Source organism: Actinomadura rupiterrae (assembly GCF_024172125.1).
In the GTDB taxonomy this organism is placed as follows: Bacteria; Actinomycetota; Actinomycetes; order Streptosporangiales; family Streptosporangiaceae; genus Spirillospora; species Spirillospora rupiterrae.
In genome coordinates this window covers 61,947-82,774 of the sequence record NZ_JAMZEA010000021.1, presented here as the reverse complement: position 1 = coordinate 82,774, position 20,828 = coordinate 61,947, and the positions used below count along the sequence as shown (strand labels likewise).

The 20,828-nt window shown below is 73.8% G+C and carries 15 protein-coding genes; 14 read left to right on the top strand and 1 reads right to left on the bottom strand.

Annotated elements, in window-relative coordinates; translation table 11 throughout:
* Together FHU30_RS45225 and FHU30_RS45220 are read left to right on the top strand one after the other, a co-directional pair.
* Positions 1–813 (top strand): helix-hairpin-helix domain-containing protein (locus tag FHU30_RS45225; RefSeq protein WP_301324561.1); only part of this gene is annotated, 813 nt, incomplete at its 5' end.
* Positions 814–1,269: 456 nt separating this feature from the next.
* Positions 1,270–1,776 carry a hypothetical protein gene (locus tag FHU30_RS45220; protein WP_253883898.1) on the top strand — a complete coding sequence of 169 codons (507 nt, stop codon included), beginning with the start codon at positions 1,270–1,272 and terminating at the stop codon, positions 1,774–1,776.
* On the opposite strand, the gene FHU30_RS45215 is transcribed toward FHU30_RS45220, so the two are convergent.
* Positions 1,773–2,954 (bottom strand): folylpolyglutamate synthase/dihydrofolate synthase family protein, encoded by a 1,182-nt coding sequence (locus FHU30_RS45215; protein ID WP_253883897.1) that lies wholly within the window; start codon positions 2,952–2,954, stop codon positions 1,773–1,775. The two genes, FHU30_RS45220 and FHU30_RS45215, sit on opposite strands and share 4 nt — an antisense overlap.
* A 160-nt stretch (positions 2,955–3,114) precedes the next feature.
* Here FHU30_RS45215 and FHU30_RS45210 point away from each other — a divergent pair, with 160 nt between their 5' ends.
* The 12 genes from FHU30_RS45210 to FHU30_RS45155 all read left to right on the top strand — a co-directional run bounded on the left by FHU30_RS45210 (position 3,115) and on the right by FHU30_RS45155 (position 20,729).
* Positions 3,115–4,485, top strand: a complete 1,371-nt coding sequence (locus FHU30_RS45210; protein ID WP_253883905.1) for a bifunctional folylpolyglutamate synthase/dihydrofolate synthase — start codon at positions 3,115–3,117, stop codon at positions 4,483–4,485.
* Positions 4,482–4,871 (top strand): DUF4233 domain-containing protein, encoded by a 390-nt coding sequence (locus tag FHU30_RS45205; RefSeq protein WP_253883896.1) that lies wholly within the window; start codon positions 4,482–4,484, stop codon positions 4,869–4,871. The genes FHU30_RS45210 and FHU30_RS45205 overlap by 4 nt, the downstream gene beginning before the upstream one ends.
* Positions 4,872–5,481: 610 nt before the next feature.
* Positions 5,482–7,176, top strand: a complete 1,695-nt coding sequence (locus tag FHU30_RS45200; RefSeq protein ID WP_253883895.1) for a hypothetical protein — start codon at positions 5,482–5,484, stop codon at positions 7,174–7,176.
* A 107-nt stretch (positions 7,177–7,283) separates the two neighbouring features.
* Complete coding sequence (gene ndk, locus FHU30_RS45195; protein ID WP_253883894.1) at positions 7,284–7,694, top strand: nucleoside-diphosphate kinase; 411 nt, start codon at positions 7,284–7,286, stop codon at positions 7,692–7,694.
* A gap of 276 nt (positions 7,695–7,970) precedes the next feature.
* Entirely contained in the window at positions 7,971–9,005 is a 1,035-nt protein-coding gene (locus tag FHU30_RS45190) for a rod shape-determining protein (RefSeq protein WP_253883893.1), read from the top strand.
* Between the two features lie 32 nt (positions 9,006–9,037).
* Positions 9,038–10,033: a rod shape-determining protein MreC gene (gene mreC, locus FHU30_RS45185; RefSeq protein ID WP_253883892.1), complete on the top strand. Its 996-nt coding sequence runs from the start codon at positions 9,038–9,040 to the stop codon at positions 10,031–10,033.
* 159 nt (positions 10,034–10,192) lie between these two features.
* On the top strand, positions 10,193–10,786 hold the full coding sequence (mreD, locus tag FHU30_RS45180; protein WP_253883891.1) for a rod shape-determining protein MreD: 594 nt from the start codon (positions 10,193–10,195) through the stop codon (positions 10,784–10,786).
* A complete protein-coding gene (gene mrdA, locus FHU30_RS45175) occupies positions 10,783–13,029 on the top strand; it encodes a penicillin-binding protein 2 (protein WP_253883890.1) in 2,247 nt (748 codons plus the stop codon). The genes mreD and mrdA overlap by 4 nt, the downstream gene beginning before the upstream one ends.
* Positions 13,030–13,034: 5 nt before the next feature.
* Positions 13,035–14,213, top strand: a complete 1,179-nt coding sequence (rodA, locus tag FHU30_RS45170; RefSeq protein ID WP_253883904.1) for a rod shape-determining protein RodA — start codon at positions 13,035–13,037, stop codon at positions 14,211–14,213.
* A gap of 166 nt (positions 14,214–14,379) precedes the next feature.
* Entirely contained in the window at positions 14,380–16,302 is a 1,923-nt protein-coding gene (locus FHU30_RS45165) for a TIGR03960 family B12-binding radical SAM protein (RefSeq protein WP_253883889.1), read from the top strand.
* A gap of 147 nt (positions 16,303–16,449) precedes the next feature.
* A complete protein-coding gene (locus FHU30_RS45160) occupies positions 16,450–17,310 on the top strand; it encodes a TIGR03936 family radical SAM-associated protein (protein ID WP_253883888.1) in 861 nt (286 codons plus the stop codon).
* Positions 17,311–17,528: 218 nt separating this feature from the next.
* On the top strand, positions 17,529–20,729 hold the full coding sequence (locus FHU30_RS45155) for a ribonuclease E/G (RefSeq protein WP_253883887.1): 3,201 nt from the start codon (positions 17,529–17,531) through the stop codon (positions 20,727–20,729).
* Positions 20,730–20,828 lie beyond the last annotated feature (99 nt).

Sequence of the window (20,828 nt, the reverse complement as noted above, 5' to 3'; positions counted from 1 at the left end):
TCGGCCGAGGTGGCCGTCCCGTCAGCACCCCCTGCCGTCCCGCAACGCCCGGCCGTCCCGCAGCCTCCGGCTGTACCGGAACGTCCCGGCGTGCCAGAGCGCGCCGCTACGCCAGAGCCTCCGGCGGTTCCGGAGCGTCCGGCGGCGCCTGAGCGGGCCGCGCCGCCCGCCAAGGACGCGACGGGGCCGCAGCCCCCGATCGTGAACGTCAACGTCCACGTTCCGCCGATGACGCCGCCCGCGCCGCCCCCGCCCGCGCCGCATCCCCATCCGTCGGTGCCCCCGCCCGCTCCGCGTCCGGGCGGGCTCGACAACACCACGCACGCCCTGCACCTGATCCTGACCTTGGTGACGTGCGGGCTCTGGATCCCGGTGTGGATCGTGCACGCGGTCGTGGCGAGCAACCGGACGCCGCCGCTGCCGCCCGCGCCGCCGCAGCCGTGGCAGCAGCCGCTCAGCGCCGACCAGGCCAACCGGGCGGCCGTCCAGCACATGAACGCCCGCGCGCAGCGCCGCCGCGAGGCCCGCGCGCTCGCCGCCGACAACCCGCTGATGGCCCGCGAGCTGCGGCTGGGACGCACCGACCTGCCGCCCGCCCAGCGCCCCTACGACGACGGCGGGCTGATCGACGTGAACGCCGTCCCGGCGCTGGAGCTCACCCGGTTCGGGCTGACGCCGGAGCAGGCGGAGAAGGCGGTCGAGCTGCGCGGCGAGACCGGCGGGTTCAGCTCCGGCGAGGACATGGCCGTGGTCTGCGACCTGCCGCCGCGGCTGGTGCCCGAACTGGTGGAGTACGGGCTCTACTTGCGCTGATCCGGACCGGTTCCCGGCGTGCCGCGCGCCGCGTCCGGCTACCATCCTGCCGTCCGTCCGAAGCGCAGGAGAGCGATGCCCGATTCGCCGGTCCCTCCGTCCCGCTGGGGCGACTCGCCGCCCTGGTGGCTCGCCGCCGACGCCGAGGAGGACGCCCCGCACCCGTCCGCCCCGGCCCTCAAGGACGCCGCACCCCCCGACCCGCAGCACCCAACCCCTGCGCCCGCTACGGCGGTCGCACCGAGCCCTACGTCAAGCGAAGCTGGGACGGCGCGGGCGCCGGGCCTTGCGTCAGGCGAAGCGGGGGCTGCGCGGGCGCCGGGCCTTGCGTCAGGCGAAGCGTCGGGGGCTGCGCGGGCGGTGGGTGCCGGGCGTGAGCAGGTCTTGGGGGACTTGCGGGCGCGGCCGGCGGACGTTGATGTTGCTGGGCCGTCGGCGAGTGGGGCACGGAGGGTGGTGGGGGTTGTCGCGCTTGGCGGGCTGTGCGCGCTCGCGGCGGTGGCGGGCGGGATGGTGGTGCTGAAGGGCAGGCACGACGGGGCGACGAAGGTGATCAAGCTCAGTGCCGAGGCGGGTGGGCTGCGGAAGACCGCGGATGATCCTGCCGCGAGCGTTGCGTATCCGTTCATCGCCGAGGCCGTCCGGCGGGGACGGCTGGCGGGGGCGCAGCAGACCTCCGCCGTGTACACGGGCTCCTCGCGGGACGTCCTGTTCGTCGGCGGGACGGCGTCGATCGCCGATCCGGCGGCGTTCCTGGACCGCGCCAGGCCGAACACCGTGCTGTCCTTCCAGCGCAACGGGACGGCCGCCTGCGGGACGTTCGCGGTGCTGTCGGCCGTGCATCCGTACTGCGCGTGGGCGACGTCCGGCTCGTACGGGTTCGTGGCGTCCAATGCCCCGGCGCAGGACACGGTGGATCTGGCGAAGCTCGCGTCCCGGATGCGGGCCGACCTGGACGGCTAGCCGAAGAGGCGCTCGATGTCGGCGTCCAGGACGTCCAGGACGAGTCCTACGAAGTAGACGGTGCCCAGGGCCAGGACGTGCCGCCCGAGGCCCGCCAGCGCGTCCATGGACAGCTCAGCGGCGTCGAGGACGTCCCATGAGGGCGGGAGGGGCCGCGAGAAGCGCAGGTGGGCGTGCGGCAGCCGGACGAAGGTGACGGGCAGGCCGTCCAGCTCGGCGATCGCGCCGGTCAGGTCCTTGTGGTCGGGCAGGCAGACCAGGACGTGGTCGACCGTCCCCCAGCGGGCGCGGGCCGCGTCCATTGCGGCGGCGACGCCGGCGCGGTTGATCGCGGCGTCCGCGAGCACCTCCACGCCGTCTCGTTCGTGCAGGGAGAGCCGTCCTGGCAGGACGACCGAGGCCAGCACCTCGCGCACGCGCGCGTCCTGCGGCGGACGTCCCAACTCCTCGGCCAGGCGAACCCCGGCCAGCACTCCTGCGCGCGCGTTGGCCCGGCTGAGCCCGGACGGCAGCAGATCGTCCCAAGGGGTCTCGGTAGCAAGCTCAACGGGCCCCAGAACCGAGGCGACCTCGGCGGATTGCGGCGCCGACACCACCGCGCGCGTCTCCGGGACGATCACGGCGGCCTTCTCGGCGGCGATCTCCGGGACGGTGTCGCCCAGCACGCCCAGGTGCTCCCCGAAGATCGGGGTGACCGCGACGGCGGAGGCCGGGAAGAGGCTGATCTCGTCCGAGCCGCCGCCCATCCCGGCCTCCAGGACGACGGCGTCCGCCCCGACCTCCCGCGCGTGCACGAGCCCGGCCAAGGTGAACAGCCCGGCGGGGGAGAGGTAGCCATCCGAAACCGGCGGGAGCTTGGAAATCGCCGCTTCGAGCCGTCCGGCCAGCGAAGCGAATTCAGAAGCCGAAATCGCGCGTCCGTCCACGCGCAGGCGGTCGCGGTTGGAGCGATGCCCGGGACTCATGACGGAAACCACCCGCAGCCCTGCTGCCACAAGCGTCGCTGACGCATAGGCGGCGGCCGTTCCTTTGCCCTTTGAGCCGACCACGGAGAGCACCGGAAGGCCGGGAGGCAGCAGATCCAGCAGCAGGGCCAGCTCGCGGGCCCTCGCGACGGACCGCCGCGCGCCCGGGCGCCGGGCCGTCCACTCGCGGAAGAACACCTGATCAGCGGCCATCCGACGGAGGATATCCACAGGATGCCGGGGCCGGGCGGCCCGGCGGCGGGGCGCGAGTAGGCTTTTCGTGTCCGCAGGAGCAACCGCTGAACAGGCAGGGAACCAAGACGTGAGTCAGGTGACGGGGCCGCCCGGCTACCGCGACACGGTCGGCGCGATCATGAGCCGGGGGGTCGAGTGGGACATCGACCCGACCCTGGACCGGGTCCGCGACCTGGTGGACGTGCTCGGCGAGCCGCAGCGCGCGTACCCGGTGATCCACGTGGCGGGCACCAACGGCAAGTCCAGCACGGCGCGGCTGATCGAGGCGCTGCTGCGCGAGCGCGGCCTGCGCACCGGCCTGTACACCAGCCCCGAGCTGACCACCCTGCGCGAGCGCATCGCGATCGACGGCGAGCCGGTCTCCGAGGAGCGGTTCGTCGAGGTCTTCGAGGACGTCAAGCCCTACATCGACCTCATCGACGCCAAGAACGACGCCAAGCTGTCGTTCTTCGAGGTGCTGACGGCCATGGCGTTCGCCGCCTTCGCCGACGCGCCGGTCGATGTCGCGGTCGTCGAGGTCGGCATGGGCGGCTCCTGGGACGCCACGAACGTCGCCGACGGCACGGTCGCGGTGATCACCCCGGTCGGCCTCGACCACACCGCCTACCTGGGCGACACGATCGAGCAGATCGCCGAGGAGAAGGCCGGCATCATCAAGGCCGGCCAGATCGTGGTGATGGAGCAGCAGGCGCTCCCGGCCGCCGAGGTGCTGATGCGCCGCACGGCCGAGGCCGGCGCGGTCGCGGCGCGCGAGGGCATCGAGTTCGGCGTCGTGCACCGGGACGTGGCGGTCGGCGGCCAGATGATCACCGTGCGCGGGCTGCACGGCGAGTACGACGAGATCTTCCTGCCGATGTTCGGCGAGCACCAGGCGAGCAACGCGGCCACCGCGCTGGCGGCCGTCGAGGCGTTCGCGTCCGGCGCGCCGACCCGCGGCGAGCACAACCTGGAGGCGGCCACGCGGATCGCGGCGGGCGAGTCCTACACCGGCGGCGACGACGGGCAGCTCGACCCGGCGCTGGTCCGCAGCGGGTTCGCCAAGTCCGCCTCGCCGGGCCGGCTGGAGGTCGCCCGCACCGGCCCGACCGTGCTGATCGACTCCTCGCACAACCCGGCCGGCATGGCCGCCACGGTCAACACGATCACCGAGTCGTTCGGCTTCACCCGGCTCGTCGGGGTGCTCGCGATCGCCTCCGACAAGGACGTGGCGGGCGTGCTCGACCAGCTCGAACCCGTCCTCGCCGAGCTGGTGGTGACCACCAACTCCTCGCCGCGCTCGCTGTCGCCGGAGGAGCTGGCCGACGTCGCCGAGGGCGCCTTCGGCCCCGAGCGCGTGCACATCGTCGACCGGCTCGACGACGCGATCGACCGCGCCATCGGCCTCGCCGAGGAGACCGGCGAGTACCGGGGCGCGGGCGTGCTGATCACCGGCTCGGTCGTCACCGCCGGCGAGGCCCGCACGCTCCTGCGCGTAGGAGAGGCCCGATGACCAGCGACCAGCAGCACAGCACCCCGGCCGCGGGGCGGCGGGGGAAGGCGGACGGGGCGTCGAACCCGGAGCGGCGGCTGTACTCGACGGTGCTCGCGTGCGAGGCCGTCGTGATCGGCCTCGCGATCCCGGTCGCGATCTCCGTGCAGAAGGTGGACGGCACGACCGCGGGCTGGGCGGGCGGCGCGCTGGCCGTGCTGTGCCTGCTGGCGTGCGGCGTCATGGGCCGCCCATGGGGGTTCGCGGTCGGCACCGCGCTCCAGGTGGTCGTGCTGCTGACCGGGTTCGTGGTTCCGATGATGTTCATCCTCGGCGTGCTGTTCGGTGCGCTTTGGGGAACTGCTTTTTGGCTCGGACGCCAGGCGGAACAGGCGCGGGCGCGCTAGGTTCCCGGGAAAGGCAGCCGATTCCGCCCGCCGTTATTCGCCATTCCGAAATAGCGCGCAATTTGGACAATATTCGCTGAAGCGACGGGCGGCCTTTCCCTAGGAGCAGGCCGTGTCCTCCCCGACCGAACCCCCGAGCCGCCCGTCCCCCGACCCCGACACCAACCCCACCGAGACCTTCCCGCCCATCCCGGCCACCGCCGAACCCGTCTTCCTGGAACCCCCCGAAAGCACGCCCCTGACCGAGGACGCTGTGCTGCCCCGGCCGCGCACCGGGACCGCGGCAGACACGGGACGCGGAACGGTCAGCGGCGCAAGCCCGGTCGGCGGCGCTGGGGCGGTCGGGGGCGGGAATCCGGTTGGCGGTGCTGGGACGGTCGGCGGCGCAAGCCCGACCGGCGGCGCTGAGTCGGCAGGCGGCGCGAGTCTGGTTGGCGGCGCTGAGGTGGTAGGCGGCGCGAGTCCGGTTGGTGGCGCGAGCCGGGTTGGTGGCGCGAGCGGGGTTGGTGGCGCGAGCGGGGTTGGTGGCGCGAGTCCGGTTGGCGGTGCTGGGGCGGTCGGCGGTGCTGGGGCGGTCGGTGGTGCTGGGGCGGTTGGGGTGGTGCGGCCGTTGGAATTTGCGCGGGCGCTCGCGCCTTCGCAGGCGGTCGTGCGGCCTGCTCGGAGGCGGGAGAGGGCGGCGACGCTGGCCGCGCTCGCCGTGATCGTCGTCGCGGTCCCGGCGGCGGTGCTGGTGCTGCCCGACACGTCGTCCAACGTCGTGGAGGAGGCGGCGCGGTCGCTGCGTCTCGCGCCTGGTGACCTGCCGGGGCTGCTGCGCGCGACCGGTCTGAGCGTGCCGGTGCTCTTGGCCGCGGTGCCGGTCGGAGCGGTCGCGGCACGGCGCTTCGGGGCGCGTCCGGTGCTGCTCGCCGGTCTCGCGCTGCTGGTCGCGGGGTTGCTCTTCGTGGGCCGCGCCGACGACGTCCTGCTGGTCGGGGCGGTGCGCGCGGCGCAGGGCGCGGGCGCGGGCCTGATCCTGCCCGCGACGCTCGTCCTGGCCTGGGAGCGCGGCGGACGTCTCGCCCCGGCGCTCTGGTCGGGCGCGCTCGTCGCGTCCCTGCTTGCCGCGATGCCGCTGGCGCTCGATCGCGTCCCGCTTCCAGGCGACCCGGACGCGGACGCGGCGGGCGCGGGCATGGACAGCGCCGGACCCGCCGCCGCGGGCACGGACACCGCTGGGCAAGCCGCCGCTGATGCGGCGCACGCGACCGACTGGCACGCGGCGCTCGCGCCGTTCCCCTGGTTCGCCGCCGCGGTCGCGGTCGCGCTGCCCCTCTGCCTGATCCTGCGCGGACGGCCCGGACGCCTCCCCGCGCTCCGCCACACCGAGCGCGGCCAGCTCGTCCTCCCGCTCGTCCCGGCCGCCGGGTTCGCGTTCATCGCGGTCGTCTCCACCTACGACTGGTCCCCGGGCGGACGGCTCGCCCTCGCCGCCCTGGCCCTGCTCGGCCTGGTCGGACTCGCCCTGGTGGCCAGCCGGGACGCCACGGCGGGCAGCCCCTTCGGCGCGGCGGTGGTCATGGTCACCACGGGCCTGCTCGCCTACCCGATCGCCGCGCCCCTCGCCGGGATCGCCGCCGCCACCGCGAGGAACGGCGACGGCGCGTCCTTCCGCACGTACCTGCCGTTCGCCGCCGGAGCCGCCGCCGCGCTCGTCGCCGCCCTGGTCGTCGCCCGTCTGCCCAGGCCGTCCGCACGGCCGAAAGCGCGCCTCGCCGACCAGCGCGGTGCTGGGCGCCCGAACCTTGCGCGCGACCTGGCCGACCAGCGTGGCGGTGGGCGTCCGGACCTTGCGCGCGCCCTCGCCAACCAGCGCGGTGCTGGACGCCCGAACCTTGCGCGCGAGCTGGTGGTCGTGGGGCACGTGCTGATCGTGTCGGCGGTCGTCCCGCTGCTGGTGGCGCCCGTGCAGGACCCGGTCGTCGCGACCGCGGCGATGGTCGCGCTCGGCGGCGGTGCCGGGCTCGCGCTGGCGGCGGCGCTGCGCGGGGCGGGCGTCGCCGCCGCGCTGTTCGGGCTGTCGCTGTGCTTCCCGGCCGTCCTCACCGGGCAGCTCGTGGTGCTGTCGCTCCAGGCGGCGCGGTTGCAGCCCGCTCCGGCGACGGCGGACGCGCAGCTCGCGGCGCTGACCGGCGGCTACCGGATGTGGCTGGACGCCGCCGCGCTGCTCGCGGTGCTGCTCGCCGCCGCCGGACGGTCGGTCGCGTCCGGGCGCGGGCGGGCCGTCGCGAACCGGAGCAGAGCGAGCGCCTCGGTACAGTAAGCGCTCGGTACAGTAAGCACTGGCGCCATGCCCGGCGCGGTCCGAGCCATCGTCCGCGCCACCGAGCGGCGCCGCCGCCGATCCCCTTTTCCTTGAGGAGAAACTCCGTGTCCGAGCGCACTCTTGTCCTGGTCAAGCCCGACGGCGTCCGCCGCGGCGTGGTGGGCGAGGTCATCTCGCGGATCGAGCGCAAGGGCCTGAAGCTCGTGGCGCTGGAGCTCCAGCACCTGTCCCGCGACACGGCCGAGGCGCACTACGCCGAGCACGTCGAGCGCCCGTTCTTCGGCGAGCTGGTCGAGTTCATCACCAGCGCCCCGCTGGTCGCGATGGTCGTCGAGGGCCCGAACGCGATCAAGGCGTTCCGCCAGCTCGCCGGCGCCACCAACCCGGTCGAGGCCGCCACCGGCTCGATCCGCGGCGACTTCGCCCTGGAGATCGGCGAGAACATCGTGCACGGCTCCGACTCGCCCGACTCGGCCGCCCGCGAGGTCAAGATCTTTTTCCCCGAGCTCGGCTGACCCGCCCGCTCGCCCCGTGCCCCGGCCCGCCTCGCGCGCCGGGGCACCGCGCTTCCCGGGGCCGCCGCCGGCGGGCCGGTTTCGCGGAGTTGGACGCGGGTAGACACGCGGGTCTGAAGCATTCGCGTGTTCGGGTTCATTCGCATAAGCAGCCAGGTCGCAGCGTGGAATTCCGCGCCGTGCCGCCGGAGGGGCGACTGCCCGGCACGTCGCGGGCACGTTACGATGGGAGCGCCGCTCTGCACGCCCGACAAGCATGAAGGGCTCCCTTTCTTCATGGGTAACAAGCTGTCGTTCCTCGGCCGTGACATGGCGGTCGATCTAGGCACCGCTAACACGTTGGTGTACGTGCGCGGGCGTGGCATCGTGCTGAACGAACCGTCCGTCGTGGCGATCAACACCAACACGGGCAAGATCGTCGCGGTCGGGATCGAGGCGAAGCGGATGATCGGCCGCACGCCGGGCAACATCGTCGCGGTCCGCCCGCTGAAGGACGGCGTGATCGCCGACTTCGACGTCACCGAGCGCATGCTGCGCTACTTCATCCAGAAGGTGCACAAGCGCCGGCACTTCGCCAAGCCGCGGATCGTGGTGGCGGTGCCGTCCGGGATCACCGGGGTGGAGCAGCGCGCGGTGAAGGAGGCCGGCTACCAGGCCGGCGCCCGCCGCGTGTACATCATCGAGGAGCCCATGGCCGCCGCGATCGGCGCCGGGCTGCCGGTCTACGAGCCCACCGGCAACATGGTGGTGGACATCGGCGGCGGCACCACCGAGGTCGCGATCATCTCGCTCGGCGGGATCGTGACCAGCCAGTCCGTCCGGGTCGGCGGGGACGAGCTGGACCAGGCCATCATCAGCTTCTCCAAGAAGGAGTACTCGCTGATGCTCGGCGAGCGCACCGCCGAGGAGATCAAGATGGCGATCGGCTCGGCCTACCCCGGCGGGGACGAGGAGCCGCACGCCGAGATCCGCGGCCGCGACCTGGTGTCCGGGCTGCCGAAGACCGTGGTGATCTCCGCCGAGGAGGTGCGCCGCGCGATCGAGGAGCCGGTCAACGCGATCGTGGACGCGGTGAAGACCACGCTCGACAAGTGCCCGCCGGAGCTGTCCGGCGACATCATGGACCGGGGCATCGCCCTCACCGGCGGCGGCGCGCTGCTCAAGCACCTGGACGAGCGGCTGCGTGAGGAGACCGGGATGCCCATCCACCTGGTGGACAACCCGCTCGATTCGGTCGTTCTCGGGACCGGGAAGACCGTGGAGGACTTCGACTCGCTGCGCCAGGTGCTGGTACCGGAGTCGCGGCACTGATCTCCTAGGACGATGGGACGGGAGGTCCGCGGGTGAACGACACCCGACGCAGCCGCGTGGTGCTCGGGGTGCTGCTGGTGGCCGCGCTCGCGATGATCACGATCGACTACCGGGGCGGGGACTCCTCGCCCCTGCGCGGCCTGCGCGGCGCGGGGGAGGCGGTGTTCGGCCCGGTCGAGCGCGCCTCGGCCGCGGTCGTCCGGCCGGTGGGCAACGGCCTGGACGCGGTGTTCAACGCGCCGGGCGAGCGCCGCCGCGCCGACCGGCTGCAGCGCGAGAACCAGCGCCTCCGCGACCAGCTCCGCACCACGCGGATCGACCAGGGGAAGGCCGCCCAGCTCGACCGGCTGCTCGGCTCGGCCGGGCTCGGCGGCTACAAGATCGTCGCAGCGAACGTGATCTCCGCCGGGCAGGGCCTGGAGGACACCGTCACCATCGACGCGGGCTCGGGCAGCGGGATCCACACCGACATGACCGTGATGAGCGCGGACGGCCTGGTCGGCCGCGTCACCCGGGTCGGCCCCGCGACCGCGACCGTGCTGCTCGCGACGGACGTGAACTCCTCGATCGGCGCGCGGCTGGAGGACTCCAAGGAGATCGGCATCGTCCAGGGCCGGGGCCGGCGCGGCCTCGGCGACGGCGGCCGCACCCCGATCCGGTTCCAGCTGCTCGACGCGAACGCTCCCGTGAAGGTCGGGCAGCGCCTGGTCACGCTCGGCTCGCAGGGCGACCGCCCGTACGTGCCCGGCGTCCCGATCGGGACGGTCGAGCGCATCGACGCGCCCGGCGGCGGGCTGACCCGCACCGCCTACGTCCAGCCGTTCGTCCACTTCACCAGCCTCGACGTGGTCGCGGTGGTGGTCGCGCCGCCGAAGTCCGACCCGCGCGACGCCGTGCTGCCGCCGACGCCCACGCCGTCCACGCCGCCGCCCGCGCCGAGCCCGTCGGGTTCGCCGGGGCCGGGGCGCAAGGCGGGCAAGAGCTCGTCCGCCGCCGGTCCGTCTCCCAAGCCGTCGCCGACCCCGTGACCGTCCCGACCCGTCCCGCCGACCCCGTGACCGTCCCGACCCGTCCCTGAGAAACCGCCCCGCCACCCTCTGCCACCCGCCCGACAGCCCTACCCGACCGACCAGCCCAGCAGCCCCGGCCGGCCCGGCCGCCCAGTCAGCCCACAAGGGAGCCCGAACATGCTGAACGCTCCGGAGGCGTCGCCGACCGGACGGCGCGTGATCTCCGCGGTCGTGATCGTGGTGGCGCTGGTGCTCCAGGTGTCGGTGGCCAACCGGCTGCCGCTGCCCGGCGGTGTCACCCCGGACCTGGTGCTGCTCAGCGTGGTCGCGCTCGCGCTGGTGTCGGGCTCGCTGACCGGGTGCGTCGCCGGGTTCTGCGCCGGGCTCGCCGCCGACATCGTGCCGCCCGCCGACCACACCATCGGCCGGTACGCGCTGGTCTACTGCATCATCGGCTACGTGTGCGGGATCGCCGCCGCCGAGATGGACCGGCAGTCGATGGTCCCGTTCTTCGCCGTCGCGGCGGGCGCGCTGCTCGGCACCGTCGCCTACGCCGCGATCGGGATGCTGCTCGGCGACCCGCGCGCGTCCTGGACGATCGTCGCGCGGATGGTCCCGCTGCAAGTGCTCTACGACGTCATCGCCAGCCCGTTCGTGGTGTGGGCCGTGCTGCGCGCGACCCGCCGGTACGAACGGCCGGAGCGGGGCCGCGACCGGTTCTCGGTCCCGGCGGCGCGGTACCGGGCGATGTCGGGACGGACGCGCCTGTGACCAACCGGACCCATCTCAGGCTGATCGTCCTCTACGTGACGGTCGGCGCGCTGCTCCTGGTCCTGGTCGGACGCCTGTGGACGATGCAGGTCCTGCAGGGCAAGCACTACCGGGAGGTCGCCGCCGACAACCGCACGCGCGACATCATCGTCCCGGCCGTCCGGGGGATGATCCTGGACGACCAGGGCCGCGCGCTCGTCCGCAACCGCACGGCGCTGGTCGTGTCGGTCGACCGGACGGTCGTCGCGCGGCAGAAGGACCGCGGCAAGGCCGTCCTGACAAGGCTCGCGGGCGTCCTCGGGACGAGCTACGACGACCTGATGATGAAGACGCGGCTGTGCGGCCCCGGCATCAAGCGCCCGTGCTGGCCCGGGTCGCCGTACCAGCCCATCCCCGTGGACGACAAGGTCGACCCGAAGCGCGCGCTGCAGATCATGGAGCGGCAGGAGGACTTCCCCGGCGTCACCGCGCAGGTCCAGGCCGTCCGGGAGTACCCGCGGCCCGAGGGCGCGAACGCCGCCCAGGCGCTCGGCTACCTCCAGCCGATCACGCAGGAGGAGCTGGACAAGCGCAAGGGCCTGAAGGTCACCGGCTACAGCGGCGCCGACCTGATCGGCCGGGACGGCCTGGAGGCGGTCTACGACGCCGACCTGCGCGGCGAGCCCGGCTTCCGCAAGGTCCTGGTGGACAGCCAGGGCCGCGTCACCGGCACCGCGCAGGACAAGTCCGCCGTCCCCGGCGGCAACCTGGTGACCAGCATCGACGCCGGGGTTCAGGGCGCGGCCGAGAAGGCCGTCCAGGACGCGGTGAAGTCGGCGCGCTCGCAGGGCAAGAAGGCCGACTCGGGCGCGGCCGTGGTGATGGACGTCCAGACCGGGCACGTCGTCGCGCTCGCCAGCTACCCGACCTACGACCCGTCCATCTGGACCGGCGGCATCTCGCAGGACGAGTACGACGCGCTGCTCGGAAAGAAGAAGGGCGAGCCGCTGATCTCGCGGGCCACGCAGGGGCAGTTCGCGCCGGGGTCCACGTTCAAGGTCTCGTCGGTCGCGGCGGCCGTCGGCGACGGCTACGACCTGCACGGCACCTACCAGTGCCCCGGCTCCTACGACGTCGGGAACCGCGCGTTCCGCAACTTCGAGGGCGAGTCGCGCGGCAGCATGAACCTGCACGAGGCGCTCGTCGTGTCCTGCGACACGGTCTTCTACAAGTTCGCCTACGAGGAGTGGCTCCGCGACGGCGGCACCAAGCCGAAGAAGAACCCGTCCGACCCGATGGTGCAGATGGCGCGGCAGTGGGGCTTCGGTAAGCGGACGGGGATCGACCTGCCGAGCGAGTCGTCCGGCCGGATCCCGGACCGGGCGTGGAAGACCGCGTACTGGAACGCGACCAAGAAGGCCGACTGCAAGGCCGCCAAGGACGGCTACCCCGACATCGAGGAGTCCGACCCGACGCGCGCCGCGTACCTGAAGGCGGTCGCGGCGGAGAACTGCACCGAGGGCTACGTGTGGCGCGCCGGTGACGCGGCGAACTTCTCGGTCGGGCAGGGCGACGTGCTCGCGACGCCGCTCCAGCTCACCCGCGCGTACGCGGCGCTCGCGAACGGCGGACGGCTCGTCGTCCCGCACATCGGGCAGGCGGTCGTCCGCGCGGACGGCAGCGTCGTGCGGCGCGTCCCGGACCCGGCGGCCGGCAAGCTCCCGGTCGATCCGAAGGTGCTGGCGTACATCCGCGGCGGCCTGGACGGCGTGACCAAGTCCGGCACGGCCGCCGGGGCGTTCAACGGCTTCGACTTCAAGAAGGTGGACGTCGCGGGCAAGACCGGCACCGCCGAGGTCTACGGCAAGGACGACACGTCCTGGTTCGCCTCGTTCGCCCCGGTGGACAACCCGCGCTACGCGGTCGTCGTGATGATCTCCCAGGGCGGGCAGGGCGCGAACGCCGCCGCCCCGGCCGTCCGGCAGATCTACGAGGCCATGTACGGGACCAAGGACCACCCGCCGCTGGTCGGCAAGGACGGGAGGCTGCCGTCGGCGCTGCCGCGCCCGCAGGCCGCGCTCGACCCGCAGCCGTCCGGGCCGGTCACCAAGCCGTCCACCGGGCCGTCCGGGCCGAGGCGCAGCGCGCCGCCCGGGCCGCTGACCCGGCCGACGTCCACGCCGTCCGGACCGTCCACACCGTCCGAGACGTCCGCGCCGCCCGAGGTGGCCGGGCGCCGCGCCACCGCGGGAGGCACGCCGTGACCGGGCTGAGCGGGCTCGCCGGGCCGGTCGAGGGCTACGGCGACCGGAACACCTGGCGGCGCAGCGCCGCCGGGCTGCGCCGCCTCGACTGGACGCTCGTCCTGTCGGTGGTCGCGCTGTCGGTGATCGGGACGCTGCTGGTCCGGTCCGCGACCTTCCACCTGCTGACCGAGCAGGGCCGCGACCCCGAGTGGTTCCTCAAGCGGCACATCCTCAACCTGGCGATCGGGCTCGGGCTCGGCACGGTCGTGACCGTCCTGGACTACCGGCTGCTGCGCGCGTACGTGCCGATCCTGTACGGGCTGGCCTGCGTCGGGCTGCTCGCGGTGATCACCCCGCTGGGCTCGACGATCAACGGCTCGCACTCCTGGATCGTGATCGGCGGCGGCTTCCAGGTGCAGCCGTCGGAGTTCGCCAAGGTCGGCCTGGTCGTGGTGATGGCCATGGTGCTCGGCGAGCCGCGGGACGGCGAGGTCGGCCCCGGCCGCCGGGACGTGCTGCTCGCGCTCGCCCTGGCCGGCGTCCCGGCCGGGCTGATCATGCTCCAGCCGGACCTCGGCACCACGCTGGTGTTCGCCGTGGTCGTGATCGGCATGCTCGCGGTGTCCGGCGCGGCCAAGCGGTGGATCGCCGGGCTGGTCGGCGGCGGCGTGCTGCTCGCCCTCGCGGTCTGGTTCTTCGGGATCCTCAAGCCCTACCAGCTCGCCCGGTTCACCGCCTTCATCGACCCGCACGCCGACCCGCGCGGCGCCGGCTACAACGCCCAGCAGGCGCGGATCGCGATCGGCTCCGGCGGCGTCCTCGGCAAGGGCCTGTTCCAGGGCGAGCAGACGGGCGGGCACTTCGTCCCCGAGCAGCAGACCGACTTCATCTTCACGGTCGCGGGGGAGGAGCTCGGCTTCCTCGGCGCGGCCCTGATCGTCCTGCTGCTGGGCCTGGTGCTGTGGCGCGGGCTGCGGATCGCCTCGCAGGCCGCCGACCTGTTCGGCACGCTGGTCGCGACGGGCGTGGTGTGCTGGCTGGCGTTCCAGTCGTTCGAGAACATTGGGATGACGCTGGGGATCATGCCGATCACCGGGCTGCCGCTGCCGTTCGTGTCCTACGGCGGGTCCGCGACGTTCGCGAACATGATCGCGCTGGGGCTGCTGCAGGCCGTGCACATCCGAAGACGCCCCTTCGACTGACCCGGGCGGTCGGCCCGCACGGCTCACCCGGACGGCTGACCTGGACGGTCGCCCGGACGGTCGGCGCGGCTGATCGTCGGCGCGGCGGACGGGCGTCCGATCGACCGGTTCCCCGGGGATAGGCTTGAGGGTCTGTCCCACGTCCAGCCATCGGAGGCGCACCGTCATGTCCGTAGAGTCGATCTTCCCGCGCCTGGAGCCGCTGCTCCCGAGCGTGCAGAAGCCGATTCAGTACGTCGGTGGCGAGTTGAACTCCCAGGCCAAGGACTGGGACGACGCGACCGTCCGCTGGGCGCTGATGTACCCCGACGCCTACGAGGTCGGGCTGCCGAACCAGGGCGTCCAGATCCTCTACGAGATCCTGAACGAGCGCGAGGGCGTGCTCGCCGAGCGTACCTACGCGGTCTGGCCGGACATGGAGCAGGTCATGCGGGAGCACGGCATCCCGCAGTTCACCGTCGACTCGCACCGCCCGGTCGGCGCGTTCGACGTGCTCGGCGTGTCGTTCTCCACCGAGCTCGGCTACACCAACCTGCTCACCGCGCTCGACCTGGCGGGCATCCCGTTCGAGGCGGCCGAGCGCGACGACTCGCACCCGATCGTCCTCGCGGGCGGGCACGCGGCGTTCAACCCCGAGCCCATCGCCGACTTCCTCGACGCCGCCGTGCTCGGCGACGGCGAGGAGATCGCGCTCGCGATCACCGAGGTGATCCGGGAGTGGAAGGACGAGGGCGAGCCCGGCGGCCGGGACGGCCTGCTGCTGCGCCTCGCCGAGACCGGCGGCGTGTACGTGCCGAAGTTCTACGACGTCGAGTACCTGCCGGACGGCCGCATCAAGCGCGTCGCGCCGAACCGCCCGGGCGTCCCGTGGCGGGTCGAGAAGCACACCGTCATGGACCTCGACCAGTGGCCGTACCCGAAGAAGCCGCTGGTCCCGCTGGCCGAGACGGTGCACGAGCGGTTCTCGGTCGAGATCTTCCGCGGCTGCACCCGCGGCTGCCGGTTCTGCCAGGCCGGAATGATCACCCGTCCGGTCCGGGAGCGGTCGATCACCACGATCGGCGCGATGGTGGACGAGGGCATCAAGCAGACCGGGTTCACCGAGGTGGGCCTGCTGTCGCTGTCCTCGGCCGACCACAGCGAGATCGCCGACGTCGCCAAGGGCCTCGCCGACCGCTACGAGGGCACGCACACCTCGCTGTCGCTGCCGTCCACCCGGGTGGACGCCTTCAACATCACGCTCGCCAACGAGTTCTCCCGCGGCGGCCGCCGCTCCGGCCTGACCTTCGCGCCCGAGGGCGGCTCCGAGCGGATGCGCAAGGTGATCAACAAGATGGTGTCGGAGGACGACCTCATCCGCACCGTCACCACCGCCTACGAGAACGGCTGGCGGCAGGTCAAGCTCTACTTCATGTGCGGGCTGCCCACCGAGACCGACGAGGACGTCCTGGAGATCGCCGGGATGGCCAAGCGCGTCATCCAGGCGGGCCGCGAGGCCACCGGCCGCAAGGACATCCGCTGCACGGTGTCCATCGGCGGGTTCGTGCCGAAGCCGCACACCCCGTTCCAGTGGGCGGCCCAGACCGACCACGAGACCGTCGACCGCCGGCTCCGGCTGCTCCGCGACGAGCTGCGCTCCGACAAGGAGTACGGCCGCGCGATCGGCCTGCGCTACCACGACGGCCAGCCGTCGGTGATCGAGGGCCTGCTGTCCCGCGGCGACCGCCGCGTCGGCAAGGTCATCCGCGCGGTGTGGGAGGACGGCGGCCGGTTCGACGGCTGGTCCGAGCACTTCTCCTACGAGCGCTGGACGGCGTCCGCCGAGAAGGCCCTGGCGGACGAGCCGGTCGACGTCGACTGGTACACCCTGCGCGACCGCGACGAGGTCGAGGTGCTGCCCTGGGACCACCTCGACGCCGGCCTCGACCGCGAGTGGCTCTGGCAGGACTGGCAGGACGCCGTGGACGAGACCGAGGTCGAGGACTGCCGCTGGACGCCCTGCTACGACTGCGGCGTCTGCCCGACCATGGGCACCGAGATCCAGATCGGCCCCACCGGCAAGAAGCTGCTCCCGCTCAGCGTGGTCTGACGCTCCCGGGCCCCCTACACCCCTTGTGAGCAGGGGGTGTCGGGGGTTCCGGCATGCCCGGGGGCCCAAGCGCGGCCAGGTGGCCGTACTCTATAGGGAGACGTTTTCGACTCGACACGAGTAGGAAGGACCAGAACGCTGCCTCCCATGCCGGAGGGTCCTGCACCGGCCCCCGTGATCCAGCGCCTGCGCGTCCGCTATGCCAAGCGGGGCAGGCTGCGGTTCACGAGCCACCGCGACATTTCCCGGGCCGTGGAACGCGCCGTGCGGCGTGCCGGGATTCCGGTCGCGTTCAGTGCCGGATTCACTCCGCACCCGAAGATCTCCTATGCGGGTGCGGCGGCGACCGGGGTGGCCAGTGAGGCCGAATACCTCGAAATCGGGTTGACCGAGCCCCGCGACCCTGCGCGGGTGCGCGCCGAGCTCGACGCCGCCCTGCCGCCGGGCCTCGACATCGTGGACGTCGTGGCCCTCCCGGCCGGGACGGGCAAGAGCAGCGCGCTGGCCGACCGGCTCCAGGCGTCCGAGTGGCGGGTACGGCTGGGCGGTGTCGCCGAGGGCGACGCCGCGGCGGCCGTGTCCGGGTTCCTGGACGCCGGCGCGGTAGAGGTCGAACGCCTTACCAAGAAGGGACGCCGCCGTTTCGACGTGCGCGCGGCCGTGTCGGCCCTGGAGCTCGCTCCGGACGACCGGCGCGGCACCGGGGCGACGGATGCCCCATGTGCGATACTTCGCATGGTTGTGCGGCACACCACACCCGCCGTACGACCCGACGACATCCTCACCGGTCTCCGCCAGGTCGCCGACCTCGCGCCGCCGTCACCCCCGCTGGTGACCAGGCTGGCGCAGGGGCCCCTGGACGAGCGGACCGGTGAGCTCGCGGATCCGCTCGATCCCGACCGGGAGACCGCGGCAGCGGCCGGCGACGATGCCGGCCGGGCCGATGGTCCCGCCTTGCCGCGGTCCGGCGACGCCGTGGGCGTGGATGCCGTCAGCGCCCGCTCGTAGGGCCGAAGCCGCCGCCGCCACGCCCGTGGCGGCGCGGAACCGGCCGCAGGGAGCGGCGGGCGCGCCCCCGACGACTTCGTCGTCGTGCCTGGACCCGACGTCCAGGCGCGTCGGCGCCGATGACTGACGGAGTGCTCTCGTGCGGCGCACCGCGGCGGACCGCCCAAGCAGGGCGGCACGCGCGGACGCGCCCGGGAGCCTGACGGGAGATTGCCCGCATGCTTGATAACGAGCCGAACAATCCGGCCACCGAGGCCCAAGGCGCCGGCGACGCGCGCCCTTCGGTGACCACCACCCGCCGCCGCGTGGCGAGCCGTCCGGCCGGTCCGCCGCCGGACGTCGACGACGACGCGGCCGGTTCCGCCGCGAAGAAGCCGACCCGCGCGCGCAAGAGCACGGCGAAGACGTCGGCCGCCACGGCCGAGCCGGGCGCCGAGGTGAAGGTCGTCAAGACCACCCGCCGCCGCGCCGCGACCCGCGCCGCCGCGCCGCCGCCGGACGTCGAGGAGTCCGCCGCCTCGGCCGCCGCTCCGGGCGCCGCCGACGACACTGCGGCTCCGGCCGAGGCCGCCGGCAAGGCGAAGACCACCCGGCGCACCCGCGCCACGACCGCCGCCGCGTCCGACGCGTCCGCCGATGGTGAAGCGCCGTCCGCCGCGTCCGGGCAGGACGAGGCGTCCGAGCCCGCCGTGAAGGTGACGCGGACCACGCGCCGCCGCGCGGCCGTCCGCGCCGCGGCCCCGCCGCCCGAGCCGGACGAGACCGCCTCCGCGGGAGCCGCCGGCAGCGCCTCCGCGCTGGAATCCGCTTCCCAGGAGGCTTCCGAGGCCGAGGCCGCCGCTCACGCCGGCACCGCGGCCGTGTCCGCCCCCGCCGAGGACGAGGGCGCCACGAAGCGGAGCCGCACCCGCCGCCGCGCGCCCCGCGCCGCCGACGAGACCGGCGCGCCCGCCGTGACCGGCGCCGAGGCCGGTGCCGACGCCGACGAGGCGCCGGCCGAGGAGGCGCCGAAGACCTCCCGCACCCGGACGCGCAAGCGCGCCACCGTGACCGCCGACTCCGCCGAGCCGGCCGGCAGCACCGGCACCGTGCCGCCCGTCCCGGGCGCCGCGCCCGTCGAGGCCGCCGAGCCGCAGGTCGACGAGAACGAGCCCGCGTCGGGCGTGGGCGTGCCGGGCGTGACGTTCCAGCCGCCGACGATGGTCGTGTTCCAGCCGCCGCAGCCGTCCACCGCGCCGCCCTCGCGCAGGAAGGCGCAGGAGGAGCGGCCCGCCGCCGAGGACGAGGCCGAGACCGAGCCGGAGACCGACGAGCGCGCCGAGGCGTCCGCCGACGAGCAGGACGAGGACGACCGCCCGTCGTCCCGCCGCCGCCGTCGCCGGGGCGGCCGCGGCCGGGGCCGCAACCGCGAGGGCGGCGAGGACGAGGCCGCCGAGTCCGAGGACGAGGAGCCCGCCGAGACCGCCCGCGCCGCCAAGGACACCGCGTCCGCCAAGGACGGCAAGGACGGCAAGCAGGCCAAGGCCGCCAAGGCCGCGCCGAAGGCCGCCGAGGAGCAGGACGAGGACGAGTCCGACGAGGAGGGCGACGAGTCCGGCGCGTCCGGTTCGTCCCGCCGCCGCCGTCGCCGCCGGCGCCGCTCGGGCAGCGAGGACGGTCCCGCCGACGACCTCCCGCCGAACACCGTCGTGCACGTCCGCGAGGTGCGCGAGGCGCCGTCCCGCCCGGTCGAGGACGAGGTGCAGGCCGTCCGCGGCTCGACCCGCCTGGAGGCCAAGAAGCAGCGCCGCCGGGAGGGCCGCGAGCAGGGCCGCCGCCGCCCGCCGGTGGTCACCGAGGCCGAGTTCCTGGCCCGCCGCGAGTCGGTCAAGCGCGAGATGGTCGTCCGGCAGGAGGGCGACCGCACCCAGATCGCCGTCCTTGAGGACGACGTCCTGGTCGAGCACTACATCAACCGCGCCAGCCACCAGAGCTACGTCGGCAACGTGTACCTCGGCAAGGTGCAGAACGTGCTGCCGTCGATGGAGGCCGCGTTCGTCGACATCGGCAAGGGCCGCAACGCCGTGCTGTACGCGGGCGAGGTCAACTGGGACACCGCCGGCCTGGAGGGCCAGCCGCGCCGGATCGAGTCCGCGCTGAAGTCCGGCCAGTCGGTGCTGGTGCAGGTCACCAAGGACCCGCTCGGCCACAAGGGCGCCCGGCTGACCAGCCAGGTCTCGCTGCCCGGCCGCTACCTGGTGTACGTGCCGGACGGCTCGATGACCGGCATCAGCCGCAAGCTGCCGGACAAGGAGCGCAGCCGCCTCAAGCAGATCCTCAAGCGGGTCATGCCGGAGAACGCCGGCGTGATCGTCCGGACCGCCGCCGAGGGCGCGACGGAGGAGGAGCTGGCGCGCGACGTGTCCCGCCTGGCCGCCCAGTGGGAGCACATCCAGAAGCAGGTCAAGACGGCGTCCGCGCCGTCCCTGCTGCACGGCGAGCCGGACCTGACGATCCGCGTCATCCGCGACATCTTCAACGAGGACTTCACCAAGCTCGTCGTCCAGGGCGAGGGCGCCTGGGAGACGGTCTCGGAGTACGTCGGCTACGTCGCGCCGCACCTGGAGGACCGGGTCGAGAAGTGGACCGGCGCCGGCGACGTCATGGGCGCGTTCCGGATCGACGAGCAGATCGCCAAGGCGCTGGACCGCAAGGTCTGGCTGCCGTCCGGCGGCTCGCTGGTCATCGACCGCACCGAGGCGATGACCGTGATCGACGTGAACACCGGCAAGTTCACCGGCCAGGGCGGGAACCTGGAGGAGACGGTCACCCGCAACAACCTGGAGGCGGCCGAGGAGATCGTCCGGCAGCTCCGGCTCCGCGATATCGGCGGCATCGTGGTGATCGACTTCATCGACATGGTGCTGGAGTCCAACCGGGACCTGGTGCTGCGCCGCCTGGTGGAGTGCCTGTCCCGGGACCGCACCAAGCACCAGGTCGCCGAGGTGACCTCGCTGGGCCTGGTCCAGATGACCCGCAAGCGGGTCGGGCAGGGCCTGCTGGAGGCCTTCTCCGAGACCTGCGAGAGCTGCAACGGCCGCGGCATCCACGTGCACCTGACGCCGGTCGAGCCGAAGGGCGCCGACAAGGCGTCCGGCGGCGGGCCGGCGAAGGAGTCCGGCCGCCGCCGCAAGCGCAAGGGCGACGTCGAGCGCGCGGTCGAGGAGAAGCTGTCCCGCTCGTCCCGCAAGGACGACGAGGAGCCCGACGCGCAGGCCGCCGTGGAGGCCGCCGAGGCCGCGGAGGAGTCCGAGGGCACCGCGCCCGGCGCGCTGACCGACGAGCCGGTCGAGGCGTCCTCGAACGGCCGGGCCCGCCGCCGCACCCGCCGCGCGACCCGCCCGGCCGCGGCCCCGCCCGAGCCCGCCGTCGCCGACTGACCCACCGAACGCGCCCCCGCCGTCCCACCCCGGGACGCCGGGGGCGCTTTCACGTTCGGACGCGGTGCGTCCGCCTCGCCGTTCTGCACCAGACGGGCG